Origin of the sequence: Oleiagrimonas soli (assembly GCF_000761445.1) — a bacterium.
GTDB classification, from domain to species: Bacteria; Pseudomonadota; Gammaproteobacteria; order Xanthomonadales; family Rhodanobacteraceae; genus Oleiagrimonas; species Oleiagrimonas soli.
This window is the reverse complement of sequence record NZ_KN196470.1, coordinates 1,693,131-1,717,693: the sequence shown is the minus strand read 5'-3', so window position 1 is coordinate 1,717,693 and position 24,563 is coordinate 1,693,131. Positions and strand designations below refer to the sequence as shown.

At 66.5% G+C, this 24,563-nt stretch carries 27 protein-coding genes and 1 tRNA gene; 7 read left to right on the top strand and 21 right to left on the bottom strand.

Features of this window, described 5'->3' with window-relative positions; genetic code table 11:
- Position 1: 1 nt before the first annotated feature.
- From nuoK to tpiA, 14 genes are all read right to left on the bottom strand, one after another.
- On the bottom strand, positions 2–307 hold the full coding sequence (gene nuoK, locus LF63_RS07445; RefSeq protein WP_043100717.1) for an NADH-quinone oxidoreductase subunit NuoK: 306 nt from the start codon (positions 305–307) through the stop codon (positions 2–4).
- The gene (locus LF63_RS07440) at positions 304–930 is read right to left on the bottom strand and encodes an NADH-quinone oxidoreductase subunit J (protein WP_043100716.1); all 627 of its coding nucleotides are present in this window, start codon (positions 928–930) and stop codon (positions 304–306) included. Before LF63_RS07440 ends, nuoK begins: the two co-directional genes overlap by 4 nt.
- Positions 931–981: 51 nt before the next feature.
- On the bottom strand, positions 982–1,473 hold the full coding sequence (gene nuoI, locus LF63_RS07435) for an NADH-quinone oxidoreductase subunit NuoI (protein ID WP_043100715.1): 492 nt from the start codon (positions 1,471–1,473) through the stop codon (positions 982–984).
- A gap of 6 nt (positions 1,474–1,479) precedes the next feature.
- Positions 1,480–2,502 carry an NADH-quinone oxidoreductase subunit NuoH gene (gene nuoH, locus LF63_RS07430; RefSeq protein WP_043100713.1) on the bottom strand — a complete coding sequence of 341 codons (1,023 nt, stop codon included), beginning with the start codon at positions 2,500–2,502 and terminating at the stop codon, positions 1,480–1,482.
- 3 nt (positions 2,503–2,505) lie between these two features.
- Positions 2,506–4,845, bottom strand: coding sequence for an NADH-quinone oxidoreductase subunit NuoG (gene nuoG, locus LF63_RS07425; RefSeq protein ID WP_043100711.1), 2,340 nt, complete (start codon positions 4,843–4,845; stop codon positions 2,506–2,508).
- Positions 4,845–6,155, bottom strand: a complete 1,311-nt coding sequence (nuoF, locus tag LF63_RS07420; RefSeq protein WP_043100709.1) for an NADH-quinone oxidoreductase subunit NuoF — start codon at positions 6,153–6,155, stop codon at positions 4,845–4,847. The genes nuoG and nuoF overlap by 1 nt, the downstream gene beginning before the upstream one ends.
- 75 nt (positions 6,156–6,230) lie before the next feature.
- Complete coding sequence (gene nuoE / locus LF63_RS07415; RefSeq protein WP_043100707.1) at positions 6,231–6,758, bottom strand: NADH-quinone oxidoreductase subunit NuoE; 528 nt, start codon at positions 6,756–6,758, stop codon at positions 6,231–6,233.
- Positions 6,755–8,014, bottom strand: a complete 1,260-nt coding sequence (locus tag LF63_RS07410) for an NADH-quinone oxidoreductase subunit D (RefSeq protein WP_043100705.1) — start codon at positions 8,012–8,014, stop codon at positions 6,755–6,757. The genes nuoE and LF63_RS07410 overlap by 4 nt, the downstream gene beginning before the upstream one ends.
- 3 nt (positions 8,015–8,017) lie before the next feature.
- Positions 8,018–8,752 carry an NADH-quinone oxidoreductase subunit C gene (locus LF63_RS07405; RefSeq protein WP_043100704.1) on the bottom strand — a complete coding sequence of 245 codons (735 nt, stop codon included), beginning with the start codon at positions 8,750–8,752 and terminating at the stop codon, positions 8,018–8,020.
- 9 nt (positions 8,753–8,761) lie between these two features.
- A complete protein-coding gene (locus LF63_RS07400) occupies positions 8,762–9,316 on the bottom strand; it encodes a NuoB/complex I 20 kDa subunit family protein (protein WP_043100702.1) in 555 nt (184 codons plus the stop codon).
- Positions 9,307–9,663, bottom strand: a complete 357-nt coding sequence (locus LF63_RS07395) for an NADH-quinone oxidoreductase subunit A (RefSeq protein WP_043100701.1) — start codon at positions 9,661–9,663, stop codon at positions 9,307–9,309. Before LF63_RS07395 ends, LF63_RS07400 begins: the two co-directional genes overlap by 10 nt.
- A 71-nt stretch (positions 9,664–9,734) precedes the next feature.
- Positions 9,735–9,819 (bottom strand) — tRNA-Leu (locus LF63_RS07390).
- A gap of 16 nt (positions 9,820–9,835) precedes the next feature.
- Positions 9,836–10,276, bottom strand: coding sequence for a preprotein translocase subunit SecG (secG, locus tag LF63_RS07385; protein WP_043100699.1), 441 nt, complete (start codon positions 10,274–10,276; stop codon positions 9,836–9,838).
- Between the two features lie 2 nt (positions 10,277–10,278).
- Positions 10,279–11,049, bottom strand: a complete 771-nt coding sequence (gene tpiA, locus LF63_RS07380; RefSeq protein ID WP_043100697.1) for a triose-phosphate isomerase — start codon at positions 11,047–11,049, stop codon at positions 10,279–10,281.
- Between the two features lie 190 nt (positions 11,050–11,239).
- On the opposite strand from tpiA, the gene LF63_RS07375 reads away from it, so the two are divergent.
- Together LF63_RS07375 and LF63_RS07370 are read left to right on the top strand one after the other, a co-directional pair.
- A complete protein-coding gene (locus LF63_RS07375; RefSeq protein WP_043100695.1) occupies positions 11,240–12,055 on the top strand; it encodes an SDR family NAD(P)-dependent oxidoreductase in 816 nt (271 codons plus the stop codon).
- A 64-nt stretch (positions 12,056–12,119) separates the two neighbouring features.
- Positions 12,120–12,791, top strand: a complete 672-nt coding sequence (locus LF63_RS07370; protein WP_043103414.1) for a DUF6445 family protein — start codon at positions 12,120–12,122, stop codon at positions 12,789–12,791.
- 13 nt (positions 12,792–12,804) lie between these two features.
- Here LF63_RS07370 and LF63_RS07365 read toward each other — a convergent pair whose 3' ends face one another.
- The 5 genes from LF63_RS07365 to orn all read right to left on the bottom strand — a co-directional run bounded on the left by LF63_RS07365 (position 12,805) and on the right by orn (position 17,336).
- Entirely contained in the window at positions 12,805–13,311 is a 507-nt protein-coding gene (locus LF63_RS07365) for a hypothetical protein (RefSeq protein ID WP_043100694.1), read from the bottom strand.
- 87 nt (positions 13,312–13,398) lie between these two features.
- Positions 13,399–14,334 carry an isopenicillin N synthase family dioxygenase gene (locus LF63_RS07360; RefSeq protein ID WP_043100693.1) on the bottom strand — a complete coding sequence of 312 codons (936 nt, stop codon included), beginning with the start codon at positions 14,332–14,334 and terminating at the stop codon, positions 13,399–13,401.
- Between the two features lie 116 nt (positions 14,335–14,450).
- A complete protein-coding gene (gene glmM, locus LF63_RS07355; protein ID WP_043100692.1) occupies positions 14,451–15,803 on the bottom strand; it encodes a phosphoglucosamine mutase in 1,353 nt (450 codons plus the stop codon).
- Between the two features lie 46 nt (positions 15,804–15,849).
- The gene (folP, locus tag LF63_RS07350; protein WP_043103412.1) at positions 15,850–16,761 is read right to left on the bottom strand and encodes a dihydropteroate synthase; all 912 of its coding nucleotides are present in this window, start codon (positions 16,759–16,761) and stop codon (positions 15,850–15,852) included.
- A 5-nt stretch (positions 16,762–16,766) separates the two neighbouring features.
- On the bottom strand, positions 16,767–17,336 hold the full coding sequence (gene orn, locus LF63_RS07345; protein WP_043100691.1) for an oligoribonuclease: 570 nt from the start codon (positions 17,334–17,336) through the stop codon (positions 16,767–16,769).
- 92 nt (positions 17,337–17,428) lie between these two features.
- On the opposite strand from orn, the gene sbcB reads away from it, so the two are divergent.
- The 5 genes from sbcB (at position 17,429) to LF63_RS07320 (ending at position 22,534) form a co-directional block, all read left to right on the top strand.
- Positions 17,429–18,880, top strand: coding sequence for an exodeoxyribonuclease I (sbcB, locus tag LF63_RS07340; protein WP_043103410.1), 1,452 nt, complete (start codon positions 17,429–17,431; stop codon positions 18,878–18,880).
- Positions 18,877–19,563, top strand: coding sequence for a DUF2461 domain-containing protein (locus LF63_RS07335; protein ID WP_043100689.1), 687 nt, complete (start codon positions 18,877–18,879; stop codon positions 19,561–19,563). The genes sbcB and LF63_RS07335 overlap by 4 nt, the downstream gene beginning before the upstream one ends.
- 270 nt (positions 19,564–19,833) lie before the next feature.
- Positions 19,834–20,697: a hypothetical protein gene (locus tag LF63_RS07330; protein ID WP_043100687.1), complete on the top strand. Its 864-nt coding sequence runs from the start codon at positions 19,834–19,836 to the stop codon at positions 20,695–20,697.
- Between the two features lie 10 nt (positions 20,698–20,707).
- Positions 20,708–21,979 (top strand): DUF4785 domain-containing protein, encoded by a 1,272-nt coding sequence (locus LF63_RS07325; protein ID WP_043100684.1) that lies wholly within the window; start codon positions 20,708–20,710, stop codon positions 21,977–21,979.
- Positions 21,980–22,099: 120 nt separating this feature from the next.
- Complete coding sequence (locus tag LF63_RS07320; protein ID WP_052394828.1) at positions 22,100–22,534, top strand: phosphate-starvation-inducible protein PsiE; 435 nt, start codon at positions 22,100–22,102, stop codon at positions 22,532–22,534.
- A gap of 16 nt (positions 22,535–22,550) precedes the next feature.
- Here the strand turns inward: LF63_RS07320 and epmA are convergent, their stop codons facing one another.
- On the bottom strand, positions 22,551–23,513 hold the full coding sequence (gene epmA / locus LF63_RS07315) for an EF-P lysine aminoacylase EpmA (protein WP_043100682.1): 963 nt from the start codon (positions 23,511–23,513) through the stop codon (positions 22,551–22,553).
- Entirely contained in the window at positions 23,510–24,523 is a 1,014-nt protein-coding gene (lpxK, locus tag LF63_RS07310) for a tetraacyldisaccharide 4'-kinase (protein WP_043100680.1), read from the bottom strand. Before lpxK ends, epmA begins: the two co-directional genes overlap by 4 nt.
- Positions 24,524–24,563: the final 40 nt, after the last annotated feature.

Here is a 24,563-nt window from a genome sequence, read left to right as displayed (position 1 = left end):
TTTAACCCTTCATGCTGTCGATTTCGGCGATGTTGATGGTGCTGCGATTGCGGAACAGCAACGTCAGGATCGCCAGGCCGATGGCCGTTTCGGCCGCCGCCACGGTGAGAATGAAGAACACGAACACCTGCCCCGCCACGTCGCCGCTGAAGCGCGAGAAGGCGACGAAGTTGATGTTCACCGCCAGCAGCATCAGCTCGATCGACATCAGCAGCACGATGACGTTCTTGCGGTTGATGAAGATGCCGGCCACGGCGATGCAGAACAGCACGGCGCCGAGCACGATGAAATGCGAAAGCGTGATCATGATTCGGACTCCTGCGGGCGCTCGGCCGCCATCTTCACGACGCGCACGCGGTCGCGATTGCTCACGCGCACCTGGTCGCCCGGGTTCTGTCGGCGGGTCAGCGGCTTGTGGCGCAGCGTCAGCACCACGGCCGCGATCAGGCCGACGGTAAGAATCAGCGCGGCGATCTCGAACGGCAGCAGGAAGCGCGTGTACAGCGCCTGTCCCAGCCAGGCCGTGTTCGACATGCCCGCGGCGGCAGCCGGATCCGGCCCCATCGTCATCACGTGCATGGCGCGCACGCCGATCAGCGCCAGCATCTCCACCAGCATGACGGCAGCCACGACGATGCCGACCGGCAGGAACTTGATGAAGCCCTCGCGCATGCGCTCGAGGTTGATGTCGAGCATCATCACCACGAACAGGAACAGCACCATCACCGCGCCGACATAGACCACGATCAGCGCGATGGCGAGGAACTCGGCCTGCGCCAGCAGCCAGATGCAGGCGACGCTGAAGAAGGTGAGCACCAGCGACAGCACGGCATGCACGCTGTTGCGCAGCGTGATGACCATCAGCGCGGAGATGCCCGCGACCGCGGCGAAAGCGTAGAAACAGATCAATTGCAGTAGCTGTGCGCTCACTTCACTTCTCCCGCCAGCCGCGCGTTGTCAATTCGGTTCATGTCCATGCCCTCAGCGGTACGCCGCGTCCTGCGCACGATCGGCGGCGATGTCCTGCTCGTAGCGATCGCCGATGGCCAGCAGCTGCTGCTTGGTGACGACGTTCTCGCCGCGCTGCTCGAAGTGGTACTCGTGGATCGAGGTCTCGACGATCGAATCCACCGGACAGCTTTCCTCGCAGAAACCGCAGTAGATGCACTTGAACAGATCGATGTCGTAACGCGTGGTGCGGCGCTGGCCGTCGCTCTCGCGCGGCGCCGAATCGATGGTGATCGCCAGCGCCGGGCACACCGCCTCGCACAGCTTGCAGGCGATGCAGCGCTCTTCGCCGTTGGCGTAACGACGCAATGCATGCAGCCCGCGGAAGCGGTTCGACTTCGGGATGTGCTCCATCGGGAAGCGCATCGTGTACTTGGGCTTGAACATGTAGCGCAGCGTCAGGCCCATGCCCTTGAACATCTCGATGAGCAGCAGGCTCTTGAAGTAGCTAGTGATTCGGGACATGTCTGATCAACCTCCGATCGTGACCCAGCCGAGGTACTTCATGCAGCCGGCTACGAGCACCCAGACGATCGTGATCGGAATGAATACCTTCCAGCCCAGTCGCATGATCTGGTCGTAGCGATAGCGCGGGAAGGTGGCGCGGAACCACAGGAAGAAGAACGAGAAGATGAACGCCTTGGCGAACAGCCACAGGATGCTGCCGTGGCCGATCCAGCCCCACGACACCGGGAACGGACTCAACCAGCCGCCCATGAACAGCACCGCTGCCAGGAAGCTGATCAGGATCATGTTGGCGTATTCGGCCAGGAAGAAGATCGCGAAGGCCGAACCTGAATACTCGACGTGGAAGCCGGCGACGATTTCCGACTCGCCCTCGGCGACGTCGAACGGCGCGCGGTTGGTCTCGGCCACGCCGGAAATCCAGTAGATCACGAACACCGGCAGCAGCGGCAGCCAGAACCAGTCGAAGATGCCCTTCGGACCGGCCTGCGCATCGACGATGGCGGTCAGGTTCAGACTGCCGGCCAGCACCAGCACGCAGACCAGCGACATGCCCATGGCCAGCTCGTAGGAGATGACCTGCGCCGCCGAACGCATCGCGCCGAGCAGCGCATAGCGCGAGTTCGACGCCCAGCCGGCCAGGATGATGCCGTACACGCCCACGGAACTCATCGCCAGCAGATACAGCACGCCGGCATTGACGTTGGCCAGCACCAGCCCCTGCCCGAACGGCACCACGGCCCAGGCAGCCAGCGCCGGAATCAGCGCCAGCAGCGGCGCCAGGAAGAACAGGAACTTGTTGGCGTTGGTCGGGATGACCACTTCCTTGATCAGGAGCTTCACCACGTCGGCGAAGGCCTGGAACAGGCCCAGCGGACCGATCTTGTTCGGCCCCATGCGCACGTGCATCCAGCCGATGACCTTGCGTTCCCAGTACACGAACATGGCCACGGTCAGAACCACCGGCAGCATGATCGCGAGGATCAGCAGGACCGGGATAAGCACCTCGTGAAACAGCAGGTCGGCCATGGGTTACGCCTTGCTCAGAGTGAGGGCTGCGCCGTACGGCGGCAGCGAAGCGGTATCCGCGTAGGCGGACTCGATCCAGACGGCGCCGACCGGCACCGCCGTATCCACGACGACCGGCAGCACGCGCGTATCGCCGACGCGGGCACGGCCGCCGTCGCTCAGCCCCAGTCGGGCCGCATCGTCGGCATGCAGGCGCACGGCGGCGCCGCGTGTCAGCGGATGGTCGTTGAGGGCCTTGGCGCGACGCAGCACGGCATCGCTGCGGTAAATCGGCATGGTGGCCACGCGCGTCAGCGCGTTTCCGCCTACGGCGGCTTCGCGAGGACACAGGCCTTCACGCTGGGGCGCTTCGGCTTCATGCAGATCGGCGCGCAAGCCGGCGAAATCGTCGAAGGCAAAGCCGTCGATACCGAGTTCGCCGCCCACGGCGCGCAGCACCTTCCAGCCCGCACGCGCCTGACCGGGCGCGGTGGCGCCGGCGGCCAGCGACTGCTCGACGCCGTCGACGTTGGTCAGCGTGGCGTCCGTCTCCGGCAGTAGCGCCAGCGGCAGGATCACGTCGGCAACGTCACGCAGGCTGCGGCCGGCGTAGGCGCTGAAGGCCACCACGGTATTCGCGCCGAGCAGCGCCTGCATCGCCGTGGCATCGTCGGCCAGGTCGTACGGCAGATCGACGCCGTACAGCACATAGGCATCGCGCGGCTGTGCCAGCATGGCGCGGGCATCGAGACCGCCCTCGCCCGGCAGCACGCCGCCGCGGGCCAGGCCGATGGCGTTGGCACCCAGCGGGAGTTCGTTGAAACCGGCCTGCGCCGCTTCGGCGACGTAGCGCGCCGCGGCGCGCAGCCAGGAGGCCTGCGGATGCGTGGCGGCCATTTCGCCGAACACGACCACCGCCTGCGAAGCCTTGCTCAAGGCGTCGAAAGCAGCCTCGGCAGCGGCATCGGCTTCGACGCCGCTCAGCGCCTCGGCCAACGCCGACGATGGCGTCAGCTCGCTCTTGGCGGATGCCGCCTTGGCGATGGCCAGCACGGCACTCGGCAGATGCTGCGGCGCGACCGTGGTCTCGCCGGCCAGCGCATAGCCCTGGTCGATCTTCAGGCTGCCGACCGCGTGCACGGCAGCGCCGTGACGCACGGCCTGGCGCAGACGATGGCCCAGCAACGGCAGCTCGTGGCGCAGGTTGCTGCCGACCAGCAGCGCCGCGCCCACCTTGTCCATCTCGGCGACCGGCGTGCCGAACGCACGCGCCACCGGCGCATCGGCGAAATCCAGCGTGCGCAGACGGTGATCGATGTGCGCGCTACCCAGGCCCTTGGCCAGACGGCGCAGCAGATCGCCCTCTTCGTTGCTGGTCGACGGATGCACCAGGAAACCGATGTCCTTGCCCGCCTCGCGCAGCGCGTCGACGGCAGCCTTCAGAGCCACGTCCCACTGCACTTCGTGCCAGGTGCCGTCGCGCTTGACCATCGGCACGTGCAGACGCTCGGTGTACATGCCCTGATGGCTGTAGCGGTCGCGGTCGGACAGCCAGCACTCGTTGATGGATTCGTTGTCGCGCGGCACCGTGCGCAGCACTTCGCCGCGGCGCGTGTGCAACCACAGATTGGAGCCCAGCGCATCGTGGTAGCCGATGGACGGACGCGCGATCAGCTCCCAGGCGCGGGCCTGGAACTGGAACGGCTTGTTGGTCAGCGCGCCGACCGGGCACACGTCGATGATGTTGCCGCCGAGCTCGCTGTCGATGGACTTGCCGATGTAGGTGCCGATTTCCAGGCCCTCACCGCGGTTCATGCCGCCCAGCTCGTAAGTGCCGGCGATCTCGCCCATGAAGCGCACGCAGCGCGTGCACTGGATGCAGCGGGTCATCTCGGTGGCGACCAGCGGGCCGAGGTTCTCGTCGGCCACCGTGCGCTTGCGCTCGGTATAGCGGCTGACAGAACGGCCGTAGCCCAGCGCCACGTCCTGCAACTCGCACTCGCCGCCCTGATCGCAGATCGGGCAGTCGAGCGGATGGTTGATGAGCAGGAACTCCATCACGTCGCGCTGCCAGTGCAGCGCCTTGTCCGAACGCGTGGAGACCTTCATGCCCTCGCCCACCGGCGTGGCGCAGGCCGGCTGCGGTTTCGGGATCGGGCGACCGCCCATCTCCACTTCGACCAGGCACTGCCGGCAGTTGGCGGCGATGGCCAGCTTCGGGTGGTAGCAGAAACGCGGAATCGTGATCCCGGCCTTGTCGGCGGCCTGGATGATCATCGAACCCTTCGGCACCTGCATGGCCTTGCCATCGATCTCGATGTTGACCATGTCCGGCGGGGTGTTGTTGGCGGGCTGCGCACTCATCAGGCGGCGACTCCCAGCTTGTCTTCGGTCATCGAACGGCCGTGCTCGACGAAATATTCGAACTCGTCCCAGAAGTGATGCAGGAAGCCCTGCACCGGCCACGCGGCGGCTTCGCCGAAGGCGCAGATGGTGTGGCCCTCGATCTGACCCGCGACCGCCTTCAGGCGATGCAGATCGTCCTTGGAACCCTTGCCTTCGACGATGCGCGACAGCACGCGGTACATCCAGCCGGTACCCTCGCGGCACGGCGTGCACTGGCCGCAGGATTCCTTGAAGTAGAACTGCGAGATGCGGCGGCAGGCCTTCACCATGCAGGTGGTCTCGTCCATCACGATGACCGCGCCCGAGCCGAGGCCGGAGCCGGCCTTCTGCAGGCTGTCGTAGTCCATCGTGCAGTCGAGGATGACGTCGGCCGGCAGCACCTTCATCGAGGAACCGCCGGGAATCACGGCCTTGAGCTTGTTGCCGTTGCGCACGCCGCCGGCCATTTCCAGCAGGTCCTTGAACGAGGTGCCCAGCGGAATCTCGAAGTTGCCCGGGTTGTTGACGTGGCCGGACACCGAGAAGATCTTCGGGCCGCCGTTGTTGGGCTTGCCCTGTTCCAGAAACCACTCCGCGCCGTTGCGCAGGATCGCCGGCACCGAGGCGTAGGTCTCGGTGTTGTTGATGGTGGACGGCTTGCCGTACAGACCGAAGTTGGCCGGGAACGGCGGCTTGAAGCGCGGCTGGCCCTTCTTGCCTTCCAGCGATTCCATCAGCGCGGTTTCCTCGCCGCAGATGTAGGCGCCGGCGCCGAGCGCGTTGTGGATGTCCACATCGATGCCGGTGCCCTGGATGTTCTTGCCCAGCAGGCCGGCGGCATAGGCTTCGGCCAGCGCTTCCTCGATGTGCTCGAACGGTTCGTGATGGAACTCGCCGCGCATGTAGTTGTAGGCGACGGTGGAACCGGTCGCGTAGCAGGCGATGGCCATGCCTTCGAGCACGGCATGCGGGTTGAAGCGCAGGATGTCGCGATCCTTGCAGGTGCCCGGCTCGGACTCGTCCGAGTTGCACAGGATGTACTTCTGCATGTCGCCCTTCGGCATGAAGGACCACTTCAGACCCGTCGGGAAGCCCGCGCCGCCGCGACCGCGCAGGCCACTGGCCTTGACCGCGTCGACGATGGTGGACGGATCCGGCTTCTCGGCCAGGATCTTCTCCCAGGCCTTCCAGCCGCCGCTTGCGCGGTAGCTTTCCAGGGACCACGGCTTGTCGTGGTGCAGCGTCGTATAGACGACCTGGTGCTGTTTGGGTTCGGGACCGTATGCCATGACCTTTACCTTTGCGATCCCGCCGCGGCGAGGATCCAGTCGCGGCCGCTCAAGGCCGCAGAATGCGAAATTGCGTCAATCGAGCTTGTCGAGAATCTCGTCGACCTTGGCCAGCGTCAGCTTCTCGTGATAGTGGCCGTCGACCACCATCATCGGCGCGCCGGCGCAGGCGGCCAGGCACTCTTCCTCGCGCTTGAGGTAGATGCGTCCGTCCGCCGAGCTCTCGCCCAGCTTCACGCCGTACTTGTTCTCGCAGTGGCGCACGATGTCCTCGGCGCCATTGAGCCAGCACGAGATATTGGTGCAGATCGCCACGTTGTGACGGCCGACCGGCTCCAGCTCGAACATCGAATAGAAGGTGGCGACCTCGTAGGCCCACACCGGCGGCAGATCCAGGTACTTGGCCACCGCCGCGATCAGCTCGTCGGTCAGATAACCGCCGTTCTGCACCTGCGCGGCGAACAGGCTCTGGATCAGCGCCGAGCGCTTGCGGTCGGCCGGGAACTTGGCCGCCCAGTGATCGATGTGCTTGCGCGTGTCCTCGCTGAGGACGGCCTGCGGATCGACGTCGCGAACCTTGTCGAAATTACCGGTGGCTCTCATCGGTCGACCTCCCCGAACACCACATCGTAAGTACCGATCATGGCGACCACGTCCGGCAGCATGTGGCCGGCGACGATGTCGTCCATGGACGAAAGATGCACGAAACTGGGTGCGCGGACCTTCAGACGGAACGGCTTGTTGGCGCCATCCGAAATCAGGTACACGCCGAATTCGCCCTTGGGCGCCTCGACCGCGGCGTAGGTTTCGCCGGCCGGCACGCCGTAGCCCTCGGTGAACAGCTTGAAGTGATGGATCAGGGCTTCCATGTCGTTCTTCATGGCTTCGCGCGACGGCGGCGACACCTTGAAGTTGCTCAGCATGACCGGACCCGGATTTTCACGCAGCCATTTCACGCACTGCTTGATGATGCGGTTGGACTGGCGCATCTCCTCGACGCGCACCAGGTAGCGGTCGTAACAGTCGCCATGCACGCCGACGGGAATGTCGAAGTCCATGTCCGCATAAGCGGCATACGGCTGCTTCTTGCGCAAATCCCATTCGATGCCCGAACCGCGCAGCATCGGACCGGTCATGCCCCAGGCCTGCGCCTTCTCCGGGCTGATGATGCCGATGTCGACGGTGCGCTGCTTCCAGATGCGGTTGTTGGTCAGCAGGTTCTCGTACTCGTCCACCTTCGACGGGAAGTCGTCGGTGAAGGCGTCGAGGAAGTCCAGCATGGAGCCTTCGCGCCACTGGTTCAGGCGCTTGAGGTCCGCGCCCTTGTGCCAGCGCGACTCGTTGTATTGCGGCATCTTCGACGGCAGATCGCGGTAGACGCCGCCGGGACGATAGTAGGTCGCGTGCATGCGCGCGCCGGAGACCGCCTCGTAGCAGTCCATCAGCTCTTCGCGCTCGCGGAAGGCGTACAGGAACACCGCCATGGCGCCGAGATCGAGCGCGTTGGAACCGATCCACATCAGATGGTTCAGGATGCGGGTGATCTCGTCGAACATCGTGCGGATGTACTGCGCGCGAATCGGCGCCTCGATGCCCAGCAGGTTCTCGATGGCGCGCACGTAGCCGTGCTCGTTGCACATCATCGACACGTAATCGAGGCGGTCCATGTAGCCGATCGACTGGTTGAACGGCTTGGACTCGGCCAGTTTCTCGGTCGCGCGATGCAGCAGACCGATGTGCGGATCGGCCTTGACCACGGTCTCGCCGTCCATCTCCAGCACCAGGCGCAGCACGCCGTGCGCGGCCGGATGCTGCGGGCCGAAGTTCATCGTGTAGTTGCGGATTTCCTGAGCCGACATCGCTCAATTCTCCTGCCAGTGATCGGCAGCTTCGGCCTTGGCCTGCTGCAGGTCGACGTCGTCGCGGATCACGCGCGGCACCAGTACGCGCGGCACCACGGAGGTGACCGGCTCGTACACCACGCGCTTCTTGTCGGGGTCGTAGCGCATCTCGACGTTGCCGATCAGCGGGAAGTCCTTGCGGAACGGACGACCGACGAAACCGTAGTCGGTCAGGATGCGGCGCAGATCCGGATGACCGTCGTAGACGATGCCGTACAGATCGAACGACTCGCGCTCGAACCAGTTCGCCACCGGCCACAGCGCGACCAGCGACGGCACCAGCGGCAGCGCGTCGTCGTCGCAATAGGTGCGGATGCGCAGGCGCTTGTTGTGACGGATCGACAGCAGATGCACGACCGAGGCGAAACGACGCTCCATCTCCACGTTGCGCGGACGGCCTTCCCAGTCGAAGCGACCCGTGGCCTCGCCGCGCACACCGCGCGAGAAACCGGCGCCGGACACCGAGGTGGTCTCCCACTCGTTCTGTCCGTAACCGAGGTAGTCGACGCCGCAGATGTCGATCAGTTCGCTGAAGTCGAATTCGGGTTCGTCGCGCAGCGCGGTGGCGACCTGCAGCAAATCGCCGGCGGCCACCTCCACGGTGGTTTCGCCGCGCACGGTCTCGACCTTGCTCAGCACCTCGCCGAAGCGCGCGACAAGGCGCTCGGCCAGCGAGTTCGTTTGCGTTTCGCTCATGGCCCGGCCTCAGCGTGCGATGGTGTGGGTACGGCGAATCTTCTTCTGCAACTGCAGAATGCCGTGGATCAGGGCTTCGGCCGTCGGCGGACAGCCCGGCACGTAGATGTCCACCGGCACGATGCGGTCGCAACCGCGCACCACCGAATAGGAATAGTGGTAGTAACCGCCGCCGTTGGCGCACGAACCCATGGAAATGACCCATTTCGGATCGGGCATCTGGTCGTAGACCTTGCGCAGCGCGGGCGCCATCTTGTTGACCAGCGTGCCGGCGACGATCATCACGTCGGATTGTCGCGGGCTGGGACGGAAGATCACGCCGTAGCGGTCCAGGTCCAGACGCGCGGCGCCGGCATGCATCATCTCGACGGCGCAGCAGGCCAGACCGAAGGTCATCGGCCACATCGAACCCGTGCGCGCCCAGTTCATCAGCGCATCGACGCTGGTCGTGGCCCAGCCGCGCTGCACGATGGGGTTGTCGCCGGCCGGTCGCAGGATGTCGTCGACGCGGTCCAGCGGCTGCGGGTTGTGCATCACCCGATCGATGGAGGAGATCAATCCCATTCCAGCGCTCCTTTCTTCCAGACGTAGGCGAACCCGATCACCAGCAGCGCCAGGAACAGCGCCATCTCGATCAGCGCGATCGAACCGATCTTGTCGAAGACCACGGCCCACGGAAACAGGAACGCCACCTCCAGATCGAAGATGATGAACAGGATGGCGATCAGGTAGTAGCGCACGTCGAACTTCATGCGCGCATCCTCGAAAGCCTCGAAACCGCACTCGTACGGCGAGAGCTTTTCAGGGTCGGGATTGCGGGGTGCCACGAGCAGACCGATCGCCAGCAGGACAATGCCGAGGCCACCGGCCACGACGAGGAACAACAGCACAGGCCAGTATTCGGCTAGCACGGGTCGGCAACCTCCACGCTTCGTTGCGCATCAGCGACTGTCGCCCCGATGACGACAGCCTTCATTGTATTTGGTGCCCAAGGGGGGACTCGAACCCCCACGACTTGCGTCGCTACCACCTCAAGGTAGTGCGTCTACCAATTCCGCCACCTGGGCAAAAAAACTTACATCGTCACTTCTTCGCGGACGCCGACGAGGCCGGCTTCGCGCTTCCCGCTTCCTGCGGCAGCGACGGCACGTCGGTACCGCTCTGCCGCGGTGCGACGCTGGACGGCGGAGCCGTCTGGACCGGCACCGTCGGCGCCGTCGTGGACGTGGCACTCGCGGCAGGGGTCTGCATCGCGGACATCACGCCAAGATTCTTGACCTGCTTCGGCGCACCGCTATGGCTGAAGTATATCGCCATACCGAGGCTGAGGAGAAAGAAAAGTGTCGCCAGCACGCCAGTGGCGCGGGTCATGAAACTGGCCGATCCGCGCGCACCGAACACGGTGCCGGATGCGCCCGCACCGAAACCGGCGCCGGCATCGGCACCCGTGCCGCGCTGCATGAGGATCAGCACGATCATGGCCGCGGCGATCAGGATGTAGAAAACGCTGAAGATGATGAACATGTCTAATGGGTCTCCGCCGCGCCACGCGCTTGATGCGCTGCCGCGCAGATGGCCAGAAAATCGGTTGCAGTCAGGGAAGCCCCGCCGATCAAGCCGCCGTCCACGTCCGCCTGGGCGAACAGTTCGGCTGCATTCGAGGGTTTGACGCTGCCGCCGTAAAGCAGGCGCGTCAGACCGCTTATTTTAGCACTGCCTTTTGCCAATTGGCTACGGATAAACGCATGTGCGTCCTGCGCCTGCTGCGGCGTCGCCGTTCGACCGGTGCCGATCGCCCATACCGGCTCGTAGGCGATCACGGCCTGCGCGAACGCCTCGACACCATTCAGATCCAGCACGGCGGAGAGCTGCTCGGCCAGCACGGCTTCGGTGCGGCCTGCCTCGCGCTCTTCTAGCGTCTCGCCGATGCACAGCATCGGCTGCAGCCCCGCCTGCAGCGCCGCGGCGAACTTGCGCGCCACCAGCGCGCTGCTCTCGCCGTGGTACTGACGTCGCTCGGAATGGCCGACCAGCGTCCAGACGCAACCGACATCGCGCAGCATGGCCGCCGATACTTCGCCCGTGTAGGCGCCCTGCGCGTGCTCGCTGACGTCCTGCGCGCCGCACGGCAGCATGTCGCCGCGCTTTGCGCACAGATCGGCCAGATAGGGGTACGGCGGGAACACCGCCACGTCGACATCCACCGGGCACTTCGCCGCGATATCCGCGGTCAGCGCATCGGCCATCTCGCGCGAGCCGTGCATCTTCCAGTTACCTGCCACCAGCATTTTGCGCATGCGTGGACCCCTTTCGCCTCGATCAAGCCCGCAAGGATAGCGGCGACGACGCGAATGTGGCAATGCGGCCATGCGTGCGGCGCGCGCCGTCACCCTTGCCCTCAAGCGCCGAAAAACGTGCGCAGCGACCGCCTCGCATTGTCTCGGCTTTGCTTATGATGTGGATTCGACACCGCAAGGAAGAACGCGCATGACCGCACATCCCCGCCCCGTGGCTCTGGTCACCGGCGCCTCGGCCGGCATCGGCGCTGCCTTCGCGCGCGAACTGGCCGCGCGCGGTCACGACCTGGTGCTGACCGCACGCCGCGCCGCGCGACTGCAGGAACTGGCCGAGGAACTGTGCGCCAAGCACAACGTCGACGTGCAGATCATGGTCGACGATCTGACCGACCCGATGGCGCCGCGTCGCCTGGTCGATGCGCTCGAACAGCGCAACCTCGGCATCGACGTACTCATCAACAACGCCGGCTACGGCGTGCCCGGTACCTTCGACAGCCAGCCTTGGGTGCGCCACAGCGATTTCCTGCAGGTGCTCGTGCATGCACCGACCGAACTGGCGCACCGCCTGCTGCCGGGGATGATCGAACGTCGCCACGGACGCATCGTCAACGTCGCCTCGCTGGCCGGCCACCTGCCCGGCTCCACCGGCCACACGCTCTACGCAGCCTCCAAGGCCTACATGATCCGCTTCTCGGAATCGCTGGCGCTGGAGAGTCGCGCGCGCGGCATTCATGTCTGCGCGGTCTGCCCGGGCTTCACCTACAGCGAATTCCACGACGTCACCGGCGCGCGCGAACTGGTCTCGAAGATGCCCAAGTGGATGTGGATGCAGGCCGACCAGGTGGCGGCGCAGGGTCTGGATGCCGTCGAGCGCGGCGACGTGGTCTACGTCAACGGGCGCATCAACCGCATGATCAAGACCTTCGCCAAACTGCTGCCGGATCGGCTCGCCCTGCGCCTGTCGGCGCGTCACTCCAGTCGCTATCGGGTGATGGAAGGCGAATAGTCCGCCGAACCGCACGCGACGCTGCGGTATGCTCGGGCGTCGCCCCTTTCGCGAAGTGAACGCCATGCCCGCCGCCGTCCGTCCGATGCGCAATCTGCCCTATCGCAAGCCCGTCGAGGGCCGCGACTACTGGGTCGTGGACGACGCCCTGCCGGACCCGATGGCCGTGCGCGAACGCCAACTTGCGCGCGAGGACTGGAGCTACGGCCATCCCCACACCGCCGAAGTCTGGCCCGGCATGCGCGCCCTGCCCGCGCTGGACGAGGACGAACAGGCGCACATCGATGCTCGCGTCACGCAGCTGACCGGCGCCAAGCGTCTGTGGGTCGAGCAGACCGAGGACGGCACCCGTCTCAATCACAATTGCGTGCAGGTGGTCGGCGCCATCGAGGGCGGCGTGAAGCCGCATACCGATTCGCTGCACCTGTGCCGCTACGCCGCCGTGCTGTACCTGACCCCCGACGCGCCGGCGCGTTGCGGCACCGCGTTCTACCGTCAGCGGCTGGGCAACGGCCAGGCCGGCGGCAACACGGTCAACAAGCCGCATCGCCATCTGGTCGACGCGCTCGGCACGCGCCACGTGCCGCCGAACTCGTTCGTCGAGGACGTGCACGTGGACAACCGCTTCAACCGCCTGCTGGTCTATCGCGCCAACCTGATCCACAGCGCCACCGCCTACTGCGGCTTGACGCTGGAGGACAAACGCATGACGGCGGTGTTCTTCTGGATGGCCTAGTTTTTGCCGCGCATCAGGAGCGACGCCGGCAGGTAAGCGTGTCGCCAACTTCAAGACCACGACCGGAGCGATCGATCTTCCAGTCGACCCGGTACGTGTTCCGGTTCAGACGCACATACACGAACTGCTGCGGCGGCCCTCCGTCGGTATCGACCACCCAGCGCAGCACCTTCCCCTTCCAGCCGTCACTGCGCATGCGGCGTGCTCCACCAAAGTTGTCCATCACCGTAGCGCGGTAAGTTTTTTCCTGTTGGTCGTAACCCCACGCTTCAATCGCCCGATAGCCCGACGGCGGTCGGTCGTCGTGATGCTTGACGAGCACCGCTCCACCCAGATCGAAATCGAACCGCATCGTCGAGGCGATGTGCTTGCCGCTGGCCGGAAACACTCCCTCGCAGGCCCAGCTTCCCGAGAAGTAGCTCAACGCATGCATCGCTGCGGCCGGGGCGGACGGTCCGCACCATGCATCGGTGACCGCAACAGACAGCAGCATGCAAAGGGTTTTGCTGAAAAAGCGCATTCGTACTCCCCTGGGACCCAAAGCTCGACAACGCAGACAGTCCGCCGGACCATGGAACATGGCCCGGCGGAACGGCCGCAATGAAGATTAAATCAGACGAATCTCGCGCAGCCGCTGCTGCAGGTATTCGTGCGAGGTGATCGACGTGTCGTAGCGGCTCGGGTTGTCCGCGCTCACGCACTGCGGCACCGGGTCCAGCACCACATCCGGATTCGGATGCAGGAAGAACGGCACCGAATAGCGCGGCTTGCGGGCATCGGCGCCCGGCGGGTTCACCACGCGATGCGTGGTCGACGGATACACGTGGTTGGTCAGGCGCTGCAGCATGTCGCCGATGTTGACCACGATGGCGTCGCCGGTGGTGGTGATCGGCAGCCATTCGCCCTCGCGCGTGAACACTTCCAGGCCCGCCGCACTGGCGCCGACCAGCAAGGTGATGAAATTGATGTCCTCGTGCGCGCCGGCGCGCACGTTCGGCACGTCGCCGCCTTCGATCGGCGGATAGTGGATCGGACGCAGGATCGAATTGCCCTGGTCGATTTTGTCCTCGAAATAGGTTTCGGGCAGATCGATGTGCAGCGCCAGCGCCCGCAGCACGCGCGCGCCGAGCTGGTCCAGCGCCTCGTACAGGGCGTAGCCATGCTGCTTGAAATCCGGCACCTCGGCCGGCCACAGGTTCGGCGCCATGGTGTCGGCGAACTTCGAGTCGGGATCGATCTCGCGACCGATGTGCCAGAACTCCTTGAGATCCGGATACTGGCTGTCCTTGGCCGTCTCGACCTTGAACGGGGTATAGCCGCGCGCGCCGCCGGTGCCGGGCACGTGATACTTCATCTTCACGTCCTCGGGCAGCGCGAAGAAGCGCTGGAAGACGTCGTAGGCGTGCTCGATCCGCTCGTGGGCGATGCCGTGGCCACTGATGCAGCAGAAACCGAATTCGCGGTAGGCGGCGCCGAGTTCGGCGACGAAGGCGTCGCGGTCGGTGTCGAAACGGCGGATGTCGAGCGTGGGTACGTTTTTCATCGTTCCATAAAGTCCAGGTTGGCGTGCGGTCGTCTTGGGAATCCGCTACCGCAGGAGCGGTGCACGTCGGGCCAATCCTTGGCGACCTGGTTGGACACGTCTGGCGTCCGGCAGGCTCACGAGCGTGAGTGCGCCGATTTTACGACGTCCGCGAGGGCCTGCGCCATGCCCTGCACTTCCTCGGCATCGGCGGCCTCGACGGTGACGCGCACCAGCGGCTCGGTACCCGAGGGCCGCAGGAACACGCGGCCGCGTCCCTGCAGGCGCTTCTCCGCCGCCGCGACGGCCGTCTGCACCGCTTCGGTTTCCAGCACCTCGCGCGCGCCCTGCGCCACTGGCACGTTGAGCATGACCTGCGGCAGCTTGTGCATGCTCGCACGTGCCGCCACCAGATCCTGACCCAGATTTCGCAGCGCTTCGAGTACGCACAACGCGGCCACGATACCGTCGCCGGTGCTGGCGCGGTCCAGGCACAGGACGTGGCCGGACGTTTCGCCGCCGAGCACGCCGCCGTGCGCCTTCAGCTGCTGCAGCACGTAGCGGTCGCCGACGTTGGCGCGGATCAGGTCGACGCCCAGCTCACCCAGCGCCTGCTCGAATCCGTAGTTGCTCATCAACGTGCCGACCACCGGGCCGTGCAGCCGCCCGCTGCGCTGCCAGGCGCATGCCATCACGTAGAGCATGTCGTCGCCATCGACCAGCACGCCGTTGCGGTCGACCATCTGCACGCGGTCGCCGTCGCCGTCGAAGGCGATGCCCAGATCCGCGCCCTGCTCCAGCACCGCCTTGCGCAGCGCTTCGGGATGGGTCGAACCGATGCCCGCGTTGATGTTGAAGCCATCCGGCTGCGCGCCGATCAGATGCACCTCGGCGCCCAGTTCGCCGAAGACTTTCGGCGCCACCTGGTACGTTGCGCCATGCGCGCAATCCAGCACGATGCGCGTGCCATGCAGGCTGAAGTCCCGCGGCATGGTGCTCTTGCAGAACTCGACGTAGCGGGCCTCGGCGTCGTCGATGCGCCGCGCCTTGCCCAGGCGCTCGGACGGCACGGTGACGAAATCGGCATCGACCTCGCGCTCGATGGCCGCCTCGACCGCATCGTCGAGCTTCTCGCCGGCCGCGGAGAAGAACTTGATGCCGTTGTCCTGATGCGGGTTGTGCGAGGCGCTGATGACGATGCCGGCGTCCGCGCGCAGACTGCGCGTCAGGAACGCCACGGCCGGTGTCGGCATCGGTCCCAGCAGGCGCACGTCCGCACCCGAGGCCACCAGACCGGCCTCCAGCGCCGACTCGAACATGTAGCCCGAGATGCGCGTGTCCTTGCCGATCAGCACCGTGGGACGCTCCTTGCTGCCACCGAGCGCAACGCCCGCGGCGCGTCCCAGACGCAGCATGAACTCGGCGGTGATGGGCCATTCGCCGACCCGTCCACGGATGCCGTCGGTGCCGAAGTATTTGCGGTTGCTCATGGCGTGGGATTCTTCTGCAAGGTCGTGGATGCGCGCGGCCCGCGCGTCATTCGTCGTCGGGCCAGCGCGGGGCGGCGTCGCGACGTTCCGCGCGCGGCGAACGGTCGCCGGCGTGCACCGCGCGCCACACGGCGAGCGCATCGACAGTCGCCGCCACATCGTGGGTGCGCACGATCATCGCGCCGCGCTGCACGGCGATCAGCGCCGCCGCCACCGAACCGGCCATGCGCTCGACCGGCGTTTCGCGCCCGGTCAGCGCGCCGATCATGGATTTGCGCGACAGGCCGACGTAGACGCCGGCGGCCAGGTCGACGAAACGTTCGGTGTGCCGCAGCAGTTCGAGATTGTGTTCGAGCGTCTTGCCGAAACCGAAGCCGGGATCGACCAGCAGCTGGCGCTTGTCCATGCCGGCCATTTCGCAGGCGAACACGCGCTCGGCGAGAAAGCGGTGCACTTCGCCGACCACGTCGTCGTAGGCCGGCGCCGACTGCATGCCGCGCGGCGCGCCCTGCATGTGCATCAGGCAGACCGGCACCTTCAGCGCCGCGGCGGCGTCCAGCGCACCGTCCTCGCGCAGCGCACGCACGTCGTTGATGAGTCCCGCGCCGGCCTCGACGGCGGCGCGCATCACGGCCGGTTTGGAGGTATCGACGGACAGCGGTGCATCGCACTGCGCGGCCAGTCCGCGCAGCACCGGCACCACCCGGCGCAGTTCCTCATCGACATCGACGTCGGCCGCGTCAGGGCGGGTGGATTCGCCGCCGATATCGAGCATGTCCGCGCCTTCGGCCAGCAGCTTCAGGCCATGGGCCACGGCGGCGCCGGTGTCGGCGTGGTCGCCGCCGTCGGAGAACGAATCCGGCGTGACGTTGACGATGCCCACCACGCGCGGCCGATCCAGCCGCAGGACGCGCCCGCCGCAGTCCAGACGCCGCACGCCGGCATCCTCGACAAACAGGCTGCTCACGCCGCGGGCTCCGCCTGACCGGACAGCGCGCCCATGAAGCGGCGGTAGTAGCGCAGTTCGTCAATGGAATCGCGGATGTCGCTGAGCGCGGTATGCGCGCTGGTCTTGCCGATGCCGCGCGCGATTGACGGCGCCCAGCGGCGTGCCAGCTCTTTCAGCGTGGACACGTCGAGATTGCGGTAATGGAAATAACGCTCCAGCGCCGGCATCTGCCGATGCAGGAACCGACGGTCCTGGCAAATCGAATTGCCGCACATCGGCGACTTGCGCTCGGGCACCCATTCCTTCAGGAACGCCAGCGTCTCGGCCTCGGCCTGCGCATGGTCGACGCCGGATGCCAGGACCTGATCCCACAGCCCGGAACTGCCGTGCTGGTTGCGGTTCCAGTCGTCCATGGCCTGCAGGCGCGACTCGGTATGCAGGATCGCGAACACCGGCCCTTCGGCCAGCACGTTGAGTTCGCGATCGGTGACGATGGTGGCGATTTCCAGGATGGAATCACGGTCCGTGTCCAGCCCGGTCATTTCCAGGTCGATCCAGATCAGGTTGTCGTCGTGTTGCGGCATCGCCGGCCTCCTCGGGATTGGTCGCGAGTGTAGCAGGGGCGCGGCGCGAAGCCTTGCCCCGCAAGGGGTGCAGTCGTGCGAAGATGCCCGCCATGAGCGAGGCGAGCTTCTTCTGGCACGACTACGAGACCTTCGGCACGGACGCCCGCCGCGACCGCGCGGTGCAGTTTGCCGGCATCCGCACGACGCTCGATCTGGAGCCGATCGGCGACCCGGTGTCGCTGTTCTGCCGACCGCCGCGCGATGCCCTGCCGCAGCCCGAGGCCTGCCTGGTCACCGGCATCACCCCGCAGCAGGCGCAACGCGAGGGCGTGTGCGAGGCCGAATTCGCCTCCCGCGTGCACGAGGAGCTGGCCGCGCCCGGCACCTGTGGCGTCGGCTACAACTCGCTGCGTTTCGACGACGAATTCACGCGGCAGATGCTGTACCGCAACTTCTACGATCCGTACGCGCGCGAGTGGCGCAACGGCAATGCGCGCTGGGACCTGATCGATCTGGCACGCATGTGCCACGCGCTGCGCCCGGACGGCATCGTCTGGCCGCAGCGCGACGACGGCGCGCCGAGCTTCAAGCTGGAGCATCTGGCCGCAGCCAACGGCCTGGAGCAGCGCCGCGCGCACGATGCGCTGTCCGACGTCGAGGCGCTGATCGCCTTCGCCCGCCTGATCCGCACGCGCCAGCCGCGCCTGTGGAACTGGTATTTCGAGCTGCGCCGCAAGCAGCGCGCCTTCGAACTGCTCGACCTGGTGCGCAAGCCCGCGCTGCTGCACGTGTCCTCGCGCTACCCCGCCGCCAACGGCTGCATGACCATGATCGTGCCGCTGGCCCGGCACCCGTCGCGCAGCAACGAGATCATCGTCTACGACCTCGCCACCAACCCGGTCGACCTGATCGTGCTCGACGCCGACGACATCGCCGACCGCGTGTTCACGCCGCGCGCCGACCTGCCCGAGGACGTCGAGCGCATTCCGCTGCGCACCATCCACGCCAACCGTTCGCCGGCGCTGGCGCCGCTGTCGGTGCTGGACGGCGTGGACACCGCGCGCATCGGCCTCGACGCGGAGCGCTGCGCCGTCCACCGCAAGGAGCTGCTGGCCGTGCATCGCATCGCCGACAAGGTGCGCGAGGTCTTCGCCGTCGCCGCGGACCTGCCGCCGCCGGACGATCCGGAACTGGCGCTCTACGCCGGTTTCCTGCCCGACGCCGACCGGCCCTTGCTGGACGCCGTGCGGGCCACGCCGCCCGAACAGCTCGGCCGCGATTTCGGCTTCGGCGACCCGCGCTACGCCGAGCTGCTGTTCCGCTACCGCGCCCGCAACTGGCCGCACACGCTCAGTACCGAAGAACGCGCGCGCTGGGACGACTTCCGTCGCCAGCGCGTGCGCGGAAGCCATCCACTGTCGACGTTGTCGCTCACGGATTACATCGACCGACTGCAACGCCTGCGCGGCGAGCGCGAGAGCGCGGCGCTGCCCCTGCTCGACCAGCTCGAACAGTGGGGCCGCGAACTGGCCACCGAACTTGATCTGGACATCAAGGCATGAGCCGAAGCTATTTTTCCGACGCCACGTTCCGCTTTCTCACCCAGCTCAAACGCAACAACAGTCGCGAGTGGTTCCATGCGCACAAGGACTCGTACGAAGCACATCTGCGCGAACCGTTCCTGGCACTGATCGCGGACCTGCAGGAACCGATCGCGGCGATCAGCCCGCACTACCGCGCCGATCCCAGCAAGATCGGCGGCTCGCTGTTCCGCATCCATCGCGACGTGCGCTTCTCCAACAACAAGCTGCCGTACAAGACCTGGAGCGGCGCGCGCTTCTTCCACGAGCGCCGTCGCGAGGTCCACTCGCCGTCGTTCTACCTGCACATCGAACCCGGCAACAGCTTCGCCGGCGGCGGCATCTGGCATCCGGAATCGCCGACGCTGCGGCGCATCCGCCACTTCATCGCCGACAATCCCGATGCCTGGAAGCGCGCCACCCGCAGCGCGGCGTTCCGCAAGGAATTCGCCTTCCACGGCGAGCGGCTGACCCGTCCGCCGCGCGGTTTCGATCCCGAGCACGAACTGATCGAGGATCTGAAACTGAAGAGTTTCGCCACCGGCGCGCCGCTCGACGACGCGCTGGTCTGCTCGCCCAGACTAACCGGCGAAGTGGTGCGCATCTTCAAGCGCGTCGCGCCGCTCGTCGACTACCTCTGCGCCTCCGTCGACCTGGAATTCTGAAGCGCTCGTATCGCGCGGATTCACACCGCGCATTCGCTCGGCTTCACAAATTTACAAACGTTCGTTTGACTGCCATCACCCTCCGGGGCTAGGCTCGCGAACGCCGCTGCGCTCAACTCCGGGGGGAGATGCGCGCCACGGTACGGGCGGTTCGCTGGGGGGCGGACCGATTAACCGCTCATCACTCGATGTGGAAGGACGCGATGCCCCGCAAGCGGGTGCATGGGCACGTGCGGCACACGCCGCGCGAGATGGATGGGGAGGAACATCATGCAACGACGCATACGTCTTGCCTTCGTACTGGCCATGCTCATGGCCTTGTTCACCGTTCCGGCCTTCGCGGCCGTCACCGGTGTGGCGCTGGTCCACGGCACAGGAAGCCAGACCGACGCCTACAACGACTACTGGCAGTCCTCGATGGTCGAATCGATCCGCAAGGGATTGAGCGATCCGAACAACCTGCTGGTGGTCAACTGCGATTTCACCCAGTACATGTGGGACAGTCGCGCGGCAGGCTGCCTGGCGACGCAGCTGACGAACTTCATCAACGCCCGCCACATCGACGACCTGGTCGTCATCACGCACTCCAACGGCGGCAACGTGATGCGCTGGATTCTGTCGAATCCGACCTGGGACAGCCGCTACCCGAACATCATCGCCAAGATCCGCTGGGTCGATGCCGTGGCCCCTTCCAGCGCGGGCACGCCGCTGGCCGACGCGGTCATGAACGGCAACGTGTTCGAGGCTTCGCTGGGTTGGCTGCTCGGTTACCAGAACGACGCCGTGCGCCAGCAGCAGGTGAGCTGGATGGCCTACTACAACCAGAACTACCTGCTCGGCACGTCGGGTCGCCCCGCCCTGCCCAAGGGCTTCTGGGACGTGGTCGGCACGGATGTCACGTCCTCGCCGTTCAATTCGGACTCCTACTGCGGCGGCTACTCCCTGAACGTCGGTCTGGAGCTTACCCAGAACTGGCTCGACAGCTGCTCGGATGGCTTCCTGAACTGCACCAGCCAGTCCGCGGCCGGCACCCTGTGGTTCAAGGACAAGAACGTGCTGGGCAAGACGCTCTCGCACAACCAGAGCCGTCGCGCCTGCTTCGGCATCGACACCGTGCTGCGCAACGACCTGTAAGGAGGCCGCCATGAACAAGATCCGTATTCTTCCGATCGCCGCGGCCCTGACCCTGATGGTCGCCGGCGCCGCGAACGCATCCAACGCCAGCCTGCTGCCCGCGCAGAAAGGCGACCTGGTACCGCAGACGCTGCGCACGGTGCCGACGGCGCCGGCCACCGCCTCGCTGTCGACGGCTGCCGCGCCGGCTACGCCGAGCATCGATCACCGCCCGGTGCACGTCAGCTGGAAACTCGACGCCCAGCGCGCGCTGGAAGCCGCGCCGAAACCGTTCGACCGCAACAGCCGCGAGTACTGGCAGGACGTCTCCGCCGACGAACTGCACCACGGCCTGCAACTGCGCACTTCCGCGCCCGGCGCGCTGGTCCGGCTGAGCCCGGTCGGCGGCAGCTTCGGCCAGCTCGATCCGCAGCGCATGCAGGTCGTGCATGGCGGACGCACGCTCACCGGCACACAGGCCATGAGCAACAGCGCCGATGCCTCGCAACTGCGTCAGGCTGGCATGATGGTCAGCGACGGCAGCATGGTGATGAAACTGCGTCCGGACCTCGGTCCCGGTCCGGTCACGCTGAAAGCCGATGACGCCAAGGGCCGCTACGTCGTGCATGTGTACGAACCGCAGAGCCCGATGGTGCTGCACGCGCAGACCGATCGCGACACCATCGCCTCCGGCCAGTCGGTGCGTCTGAACGTGCACCTGCGCGATGACGGGGCCAACCGCGCGATGGACGCTGTGGGCGGCTACCTGGTCGCGCCGGACGGTCACACCCGCAACCTCAGCTATCAGCGCCATGCCGATGGCAGCTACACCGTGGACGTGACGCCGGATGCCGACCATGCCACCCGACCGGGGCTGTGGGAGCTGCACACCTTCACCAGTGCCACCGACGCTTCCGGCCAGACCGTGCTGCGTGACGCCACCACCGCCTTCGCGGTCAGCGTCACCGATGCGAAGCTGAGCGGCGCGGTGCAGGTGAAAGCCCGCGGCAAGCGCGGTATCGACGTGATGATCGGCGTCGACGCGGTGCAGGCCAGCCGTTACGCCGTATCCGGCGTGCTCTACGGCCAGGCGGCCGACGGCAGCATGAAACCGATGGCGTACGCGCAGTCGGCCGACTGGCTGCAGGCCGGCAACGGCACCATCGACCTGCGCTTCGATGCCGGCGCGCTGGCCGGCAGCGGTCTGCAGGCACCGTACGAGTTGCGCGACCTGAAGCTGGTCGACCAGGCCCACATGGGCATTCTGGAACGCCGCGCCGTGGCGTTGCGCTTCTCGCCGTAAGACCCGTCGCGGCGCGCCGATGTACGGCGCGCCGCGATGCTGTGGCATAACGTCGCAAGGCGGCGTGCGCTGCATCCCGGCGACATACGCTGTGACCATGGGTCACCAGCGGAGAAGGTCATGCCCAACGGTATCGAGCACGCCCTGCGCGAACGCGGTTTCCGTCTGATCCGGCTGCTCGAATACGCCGGTCTGCTGGTGGTGCTCATCGCCACACTGGCTGCCGCCGGCCAGGAGATCGCACTGATGTACCGCCAGGGGCGCGTAACGGTCGCCGATCTGCTGATGCTGTTCATCTACCTCGAACTGCTGGCCATGAACGGGATCTACTGGCGCGCCGGCCGTCTGCCGGTACGCATGCCGCTGTACATCGCGATCGTGGCGATGGCGCGACACCTGACGCTGGAAACGCCCGACATGAACGCCTGGACCACCCTGGCCGAAGGCGGCACGGTGCTGCTGCTGAGCCTGGCCGTGCTGGTGGTGCGCTACGGCCACATCCGCCTGCCCTACCGCGACGAAGATCCCGACAACATCGGCGGCCGTCGGAGCTGAGGTCCGCCGGCCGGACTCAGGCGCTGCGGAACGGGAACGCCAGCACGTCGGCGATGGCGTCGGTGCCGAGCATGCACATCAGCAGACGATCCACGCCGAGCGCGACGCCGGCGCAGTCCGGCAGATCATCGAGTACCGCCAGTAAAGCCTCGTCCATCGGCACCGGAGCGAGACCGCGCGCCTCGCGCACGGCGAGATCGCGGCGATGGCGGGCACGCTGTTCGTCGGCATCGGCAAGCTCGTGGTAGCCGTTGGCCAGCTCGTAGGCGCCCAGGTACACCTCGAAACGCGCCGCCACCGGCGGCGAGCCGGGCCGCACCCGCGCCAGCGCGCACTGGCTGGCGGGATAGTCGTGCACCACGGTGATGCGATCGGCGGGAAAGGACGGCTGCAGACGATGCGTCATCAGCAGATCGAGCCAGTCGTCGCGCCCGAGTCCTTCGGCATCGATGCCGAAATCCCGCAACGGCTCGCGCAACTGTTCGACGGAGGCCGTGTGCGGGTCCAGCCCGAGCGCATCCCGAAACAGCGCCGCATACGTGGTCACGCAAACTTCGGCATGGCGTTCGACCAGCGTCAGCGCCGCCTGCGTCAGCGCCACGACCTCCTCGGCCAGGCGGCGCTCGTCCCAACCGACGCGATACCACTCCAGCATGGTGAATTCGGGATTGTGGCGACCGCCGGCCTCGCCGTCGCGGAACACGCGGCCGAGTTCGTAGCAATCGCCCAGCCCTTCCGCCAGCAGACGCTTGAGCGGAAATTCCGGCGAAGTGCGCAGGTAACGTACGGCTTCGCCGGCATCGACGTGGCCGTGAAAGCGCGTGCGGAAACTCTCGATGTTCGGGTCGGTGTTGCCGGCCGCGGACAGCACAGGCGTCTCCACCTCGAGCACGCCGCGCTCGCGGAAGAAGTCGCGCACGCAGGCGTACAGGCGCGCGCGCAGACGCAGCCGTGCATGACGCGCCTGTGCGACGGTCATGCGCCGTCCCGCGTCCGCTTCGGGCGCGGTTGCGCACGGCGAAGACGGTCGGTCAGTTCACGCAGGAAGCTGTCCGGCAGATCGGCGCGCACCGGCACGCTGTACCAGTGCTTGCGCGCGAAGAAAATGCACTTGACCGCATCCTTGCCGGTCATCAGCACCGGCAGGCGATCGGCAAAATCCAGATCGCGTGCGCTGAAGGCGTGGTGGTCGGGAAACGGATGCTCGATCACATCGATGCGCTGCGCGCGCAGGCTCTCGAAGAAGCGGCGCGGATTGCCGATCGCGGCCACCGCGTGCACGCGCTTGCCGACCAGCGATTCCAGCGGCAGCGTGCGCTCCTCGCCGAGCAGCGGATACGCGGTGTCGCCGAGCAGGCGCATGGGCACCTCGCCGTCCTGTGCGACGCCGCCGTTGCAGACCCTGAAATCGACGTCTTTGAGCCGCTCGATCGGTTCGCGTAATGGCCCCGCCGGCAACAGCCAGCCGTTGCCGAAACGACGGATGCCATCGATGACGCAAATCTCGATGTCGCGCCGAAGGCGGTAATGCTGCAGGCCGTCGTCGGCGAGGATCACGTCCACGCCGGCCTCCACCAGCAGTCGCGCGGCAGCCGGTCGATCCCGACCCACCGCCACCGGCGCGCCGGTGCGCCCACGGATCAGGCAGGGTTCGTCGCCGACCTCGGCCGGATCCGGCGCATCCCCGAGCAGCTCCGGCACGCGGCGCTGGCCGCCGTAGCCGCGACTGACCACGCCCGGATGCCAGCCCTGCGCACGCAGGGCCTCGACCAGCGCGATGGTCAGCGGCGTCTTGCCGGTGCCGCCGACGGAAAGATTGCCGATCACGATCACCGGCACCGGCATGCCGACGCTGAGCGCGGGATGGCGCGCGAAGCGGGCGCGACGGCGGCGGGCCAGCCAGCCGTACAGGCGCGACAACGCGCGCAGCGCCAGCGACGTGGGCTGCGAGCGATACCAGTTGCGTTGCACGGCGTCGGAAAGGCTCATGCCTCGTCCACCTCGTCCTTGTCGTCGAACCACGGTCCGG

What these genes read in the sequence shown, in the direction of transcription:
- LF63_RS07330 (WP_043100687.1), top strand. Translation starts at nt 19,834, where the DNA reads ATGCAACGACGCATACGTCTTGCCTTCGTACTGGCCATGCTCATGGCC.
- glmM (WP_043100692.1), bottom strand. Translation starts at nt 15,803, where the DNA reads ATGAGCAACCGCAAATACTTCGGCACCGACGGCATCCGTGGACGGGTC.
- epmA (WP_043100682.1), bottom strand. Translation starts at nt 23,513, where the DNA reads ATGACCGTCGCACAGGCGCGTCATGCACGGCTGCGTCTGCGCGCGCGC.
- LF63_RS07405 (WP_043100704.1), bottom strand. Translation starts at nt 8,752, where the DNA reads ATGAGCGAAACGCAAACGAACTCGCTGGCCGAGCGCCTTGTCGCGCGC.
- nuoK (WP_043100717.1), bottom strand. Translation starts at nt 307, where the DNA reads ATGATCACGCTTTCGCATTTCATCGTGCTCGGCGCCGTGCTGTTCTGC.
- nuoG (WP_043100711.1), bottom strand. Translation starts at nt 4,845, where the DNA reads ATGAGTGCGCAGCCCGCCAACAACACCCCGCCGGACATGGTCAACATC.
- LF63_RS07360 (WP_043100693.1), bottom strand. Translation starts at nt 14,334, where the DNA reads ATGAAAAACGTACCCACGCTCGACATCCGCCGTTTCGACACCGACCGC.
- LF63_RS07320 (WP_052394828.1), top strand. Translation starts at nt 22,100, where the DNA reads ATGCCCAACGGTATCGAGCACGCCCTGCGCGAACGCGGTTTCCGTCTG.
- LF63_RS07370 (WP_043103414.1), top strand. Translation starts at nt 12,120, where the DNA reads ATGCCCGCCGCCGTCCGTCCGATGCGCAATCTGCCCTATCGCAAGCCC.
- LF63_RS07410 (WP_043100705.1), bottom strand. Translation starts at nt 8,014, where the DNA reads ATGTCGGCTCAGGAAATCCGCAACTACACGATGAACTTCGGCCCGCAG.
- LF63_RS07375 (WP_043100695.1), top strand. Translation starts at nt 11,240, where the DNA reads ATGACCGCACATCCCCGCCCCGTGGCTCTGGTCACCGGCGCCTCGGCC.
- secG (WP_043100699.1), bottom strand. Translation starts at nt 10,276, where the DNA reads ATGTTCATCATCTTCAGCGTTTTCTACATCCTGATCGCCGCGGCCATG.
- lpxK (WP_043100680.1), bottom strand. Translation starts at nt 24,523, where the DNA reads ATGAGCCTTTCCGACGCCGTGCAACGCAACTGGTATCGCTCGCAGCCC.
- sbcB (WP_043103410.1), top strand. Translation starts at nt 17,429, where the DNA reads ATGAGCGAGGCGAGCTTCTTCTGGCACGACTACGAGACCTTCGGCACG.
- LF63_RS07325 (WP_043100684.1), top strand. Translation starts at nt 20,708, where the DNA reads ATGAACAAGATCCGTATTCTTCCGATCGCCGCGGCCCTGACCCTGATG.
- nuoE (WP_043100707.1), bottom strand. Translation starts at nt 6,758, where the DNA reads ATGAGAGCCACCGGTAATTTCGACAAGGTTCGCGACGTCGATCCGCAG.
- orn (WP_043100691.1), bottom strand. Translation starts at nt 17,336, where the DNA reads ATGCCGCAACACGACGACAACCTGATCTGGATCGACCTGGAAATGACC.
- nuoH (WP_043100713.1), bottom strand. Translation starts at nt 2,502, where the DNA reads ATGGCCGACCTGCTGTTTCACGAGGTGCTTATCCCGGTCCTGCTGATC.
- tpiA (WP_043100697.1), bottom strand. Translation starts at nt 11,049, where the DNA reads ATGCGCAAAATGCTGGTGGCAGGTAACTGGAAGATGCACGGCTCGCGC.
- LF63_RS07365 (WP_043100694.1), bottom strand. Translation starts at nt 13,311, where the DNA reads ATGCGCTTTTTCAGCAAAACCCTTTGCATGCTGCTGTCTGTTGCGGTC.
- LF63_RS07335 (WP_043100689.1), top strand. Translation starts at nt 18,877, where the DNA reads ATGAGCCGAAGCTATTTTTCCGACGCCACGTTCCGCTTTCTCACCCAG.
- LF63_RS07400 (WP_043100702.1), bottom strand. Translation starts at nt 9,316, where the DNA reads ATGGGATTGATCTCCTCCATCGATCGGGTGATGCACAACCCGCAGCCG.
- nuoF (WP_043100709.1), bottom strand. Translation starts at nt 6,155, where the DNA reads ATGGCATACGGTCCCGAACCCAAACAGCACCAGGTCGTCTATACGACG.
- nuoI (WP_043100715.1), bottom strand. Translation starts at nt 1,473, where the DNA reads ATGTCCCGAATCACTAGCTACTTCAAGAGCCTGCTGCTCATCGAGATG.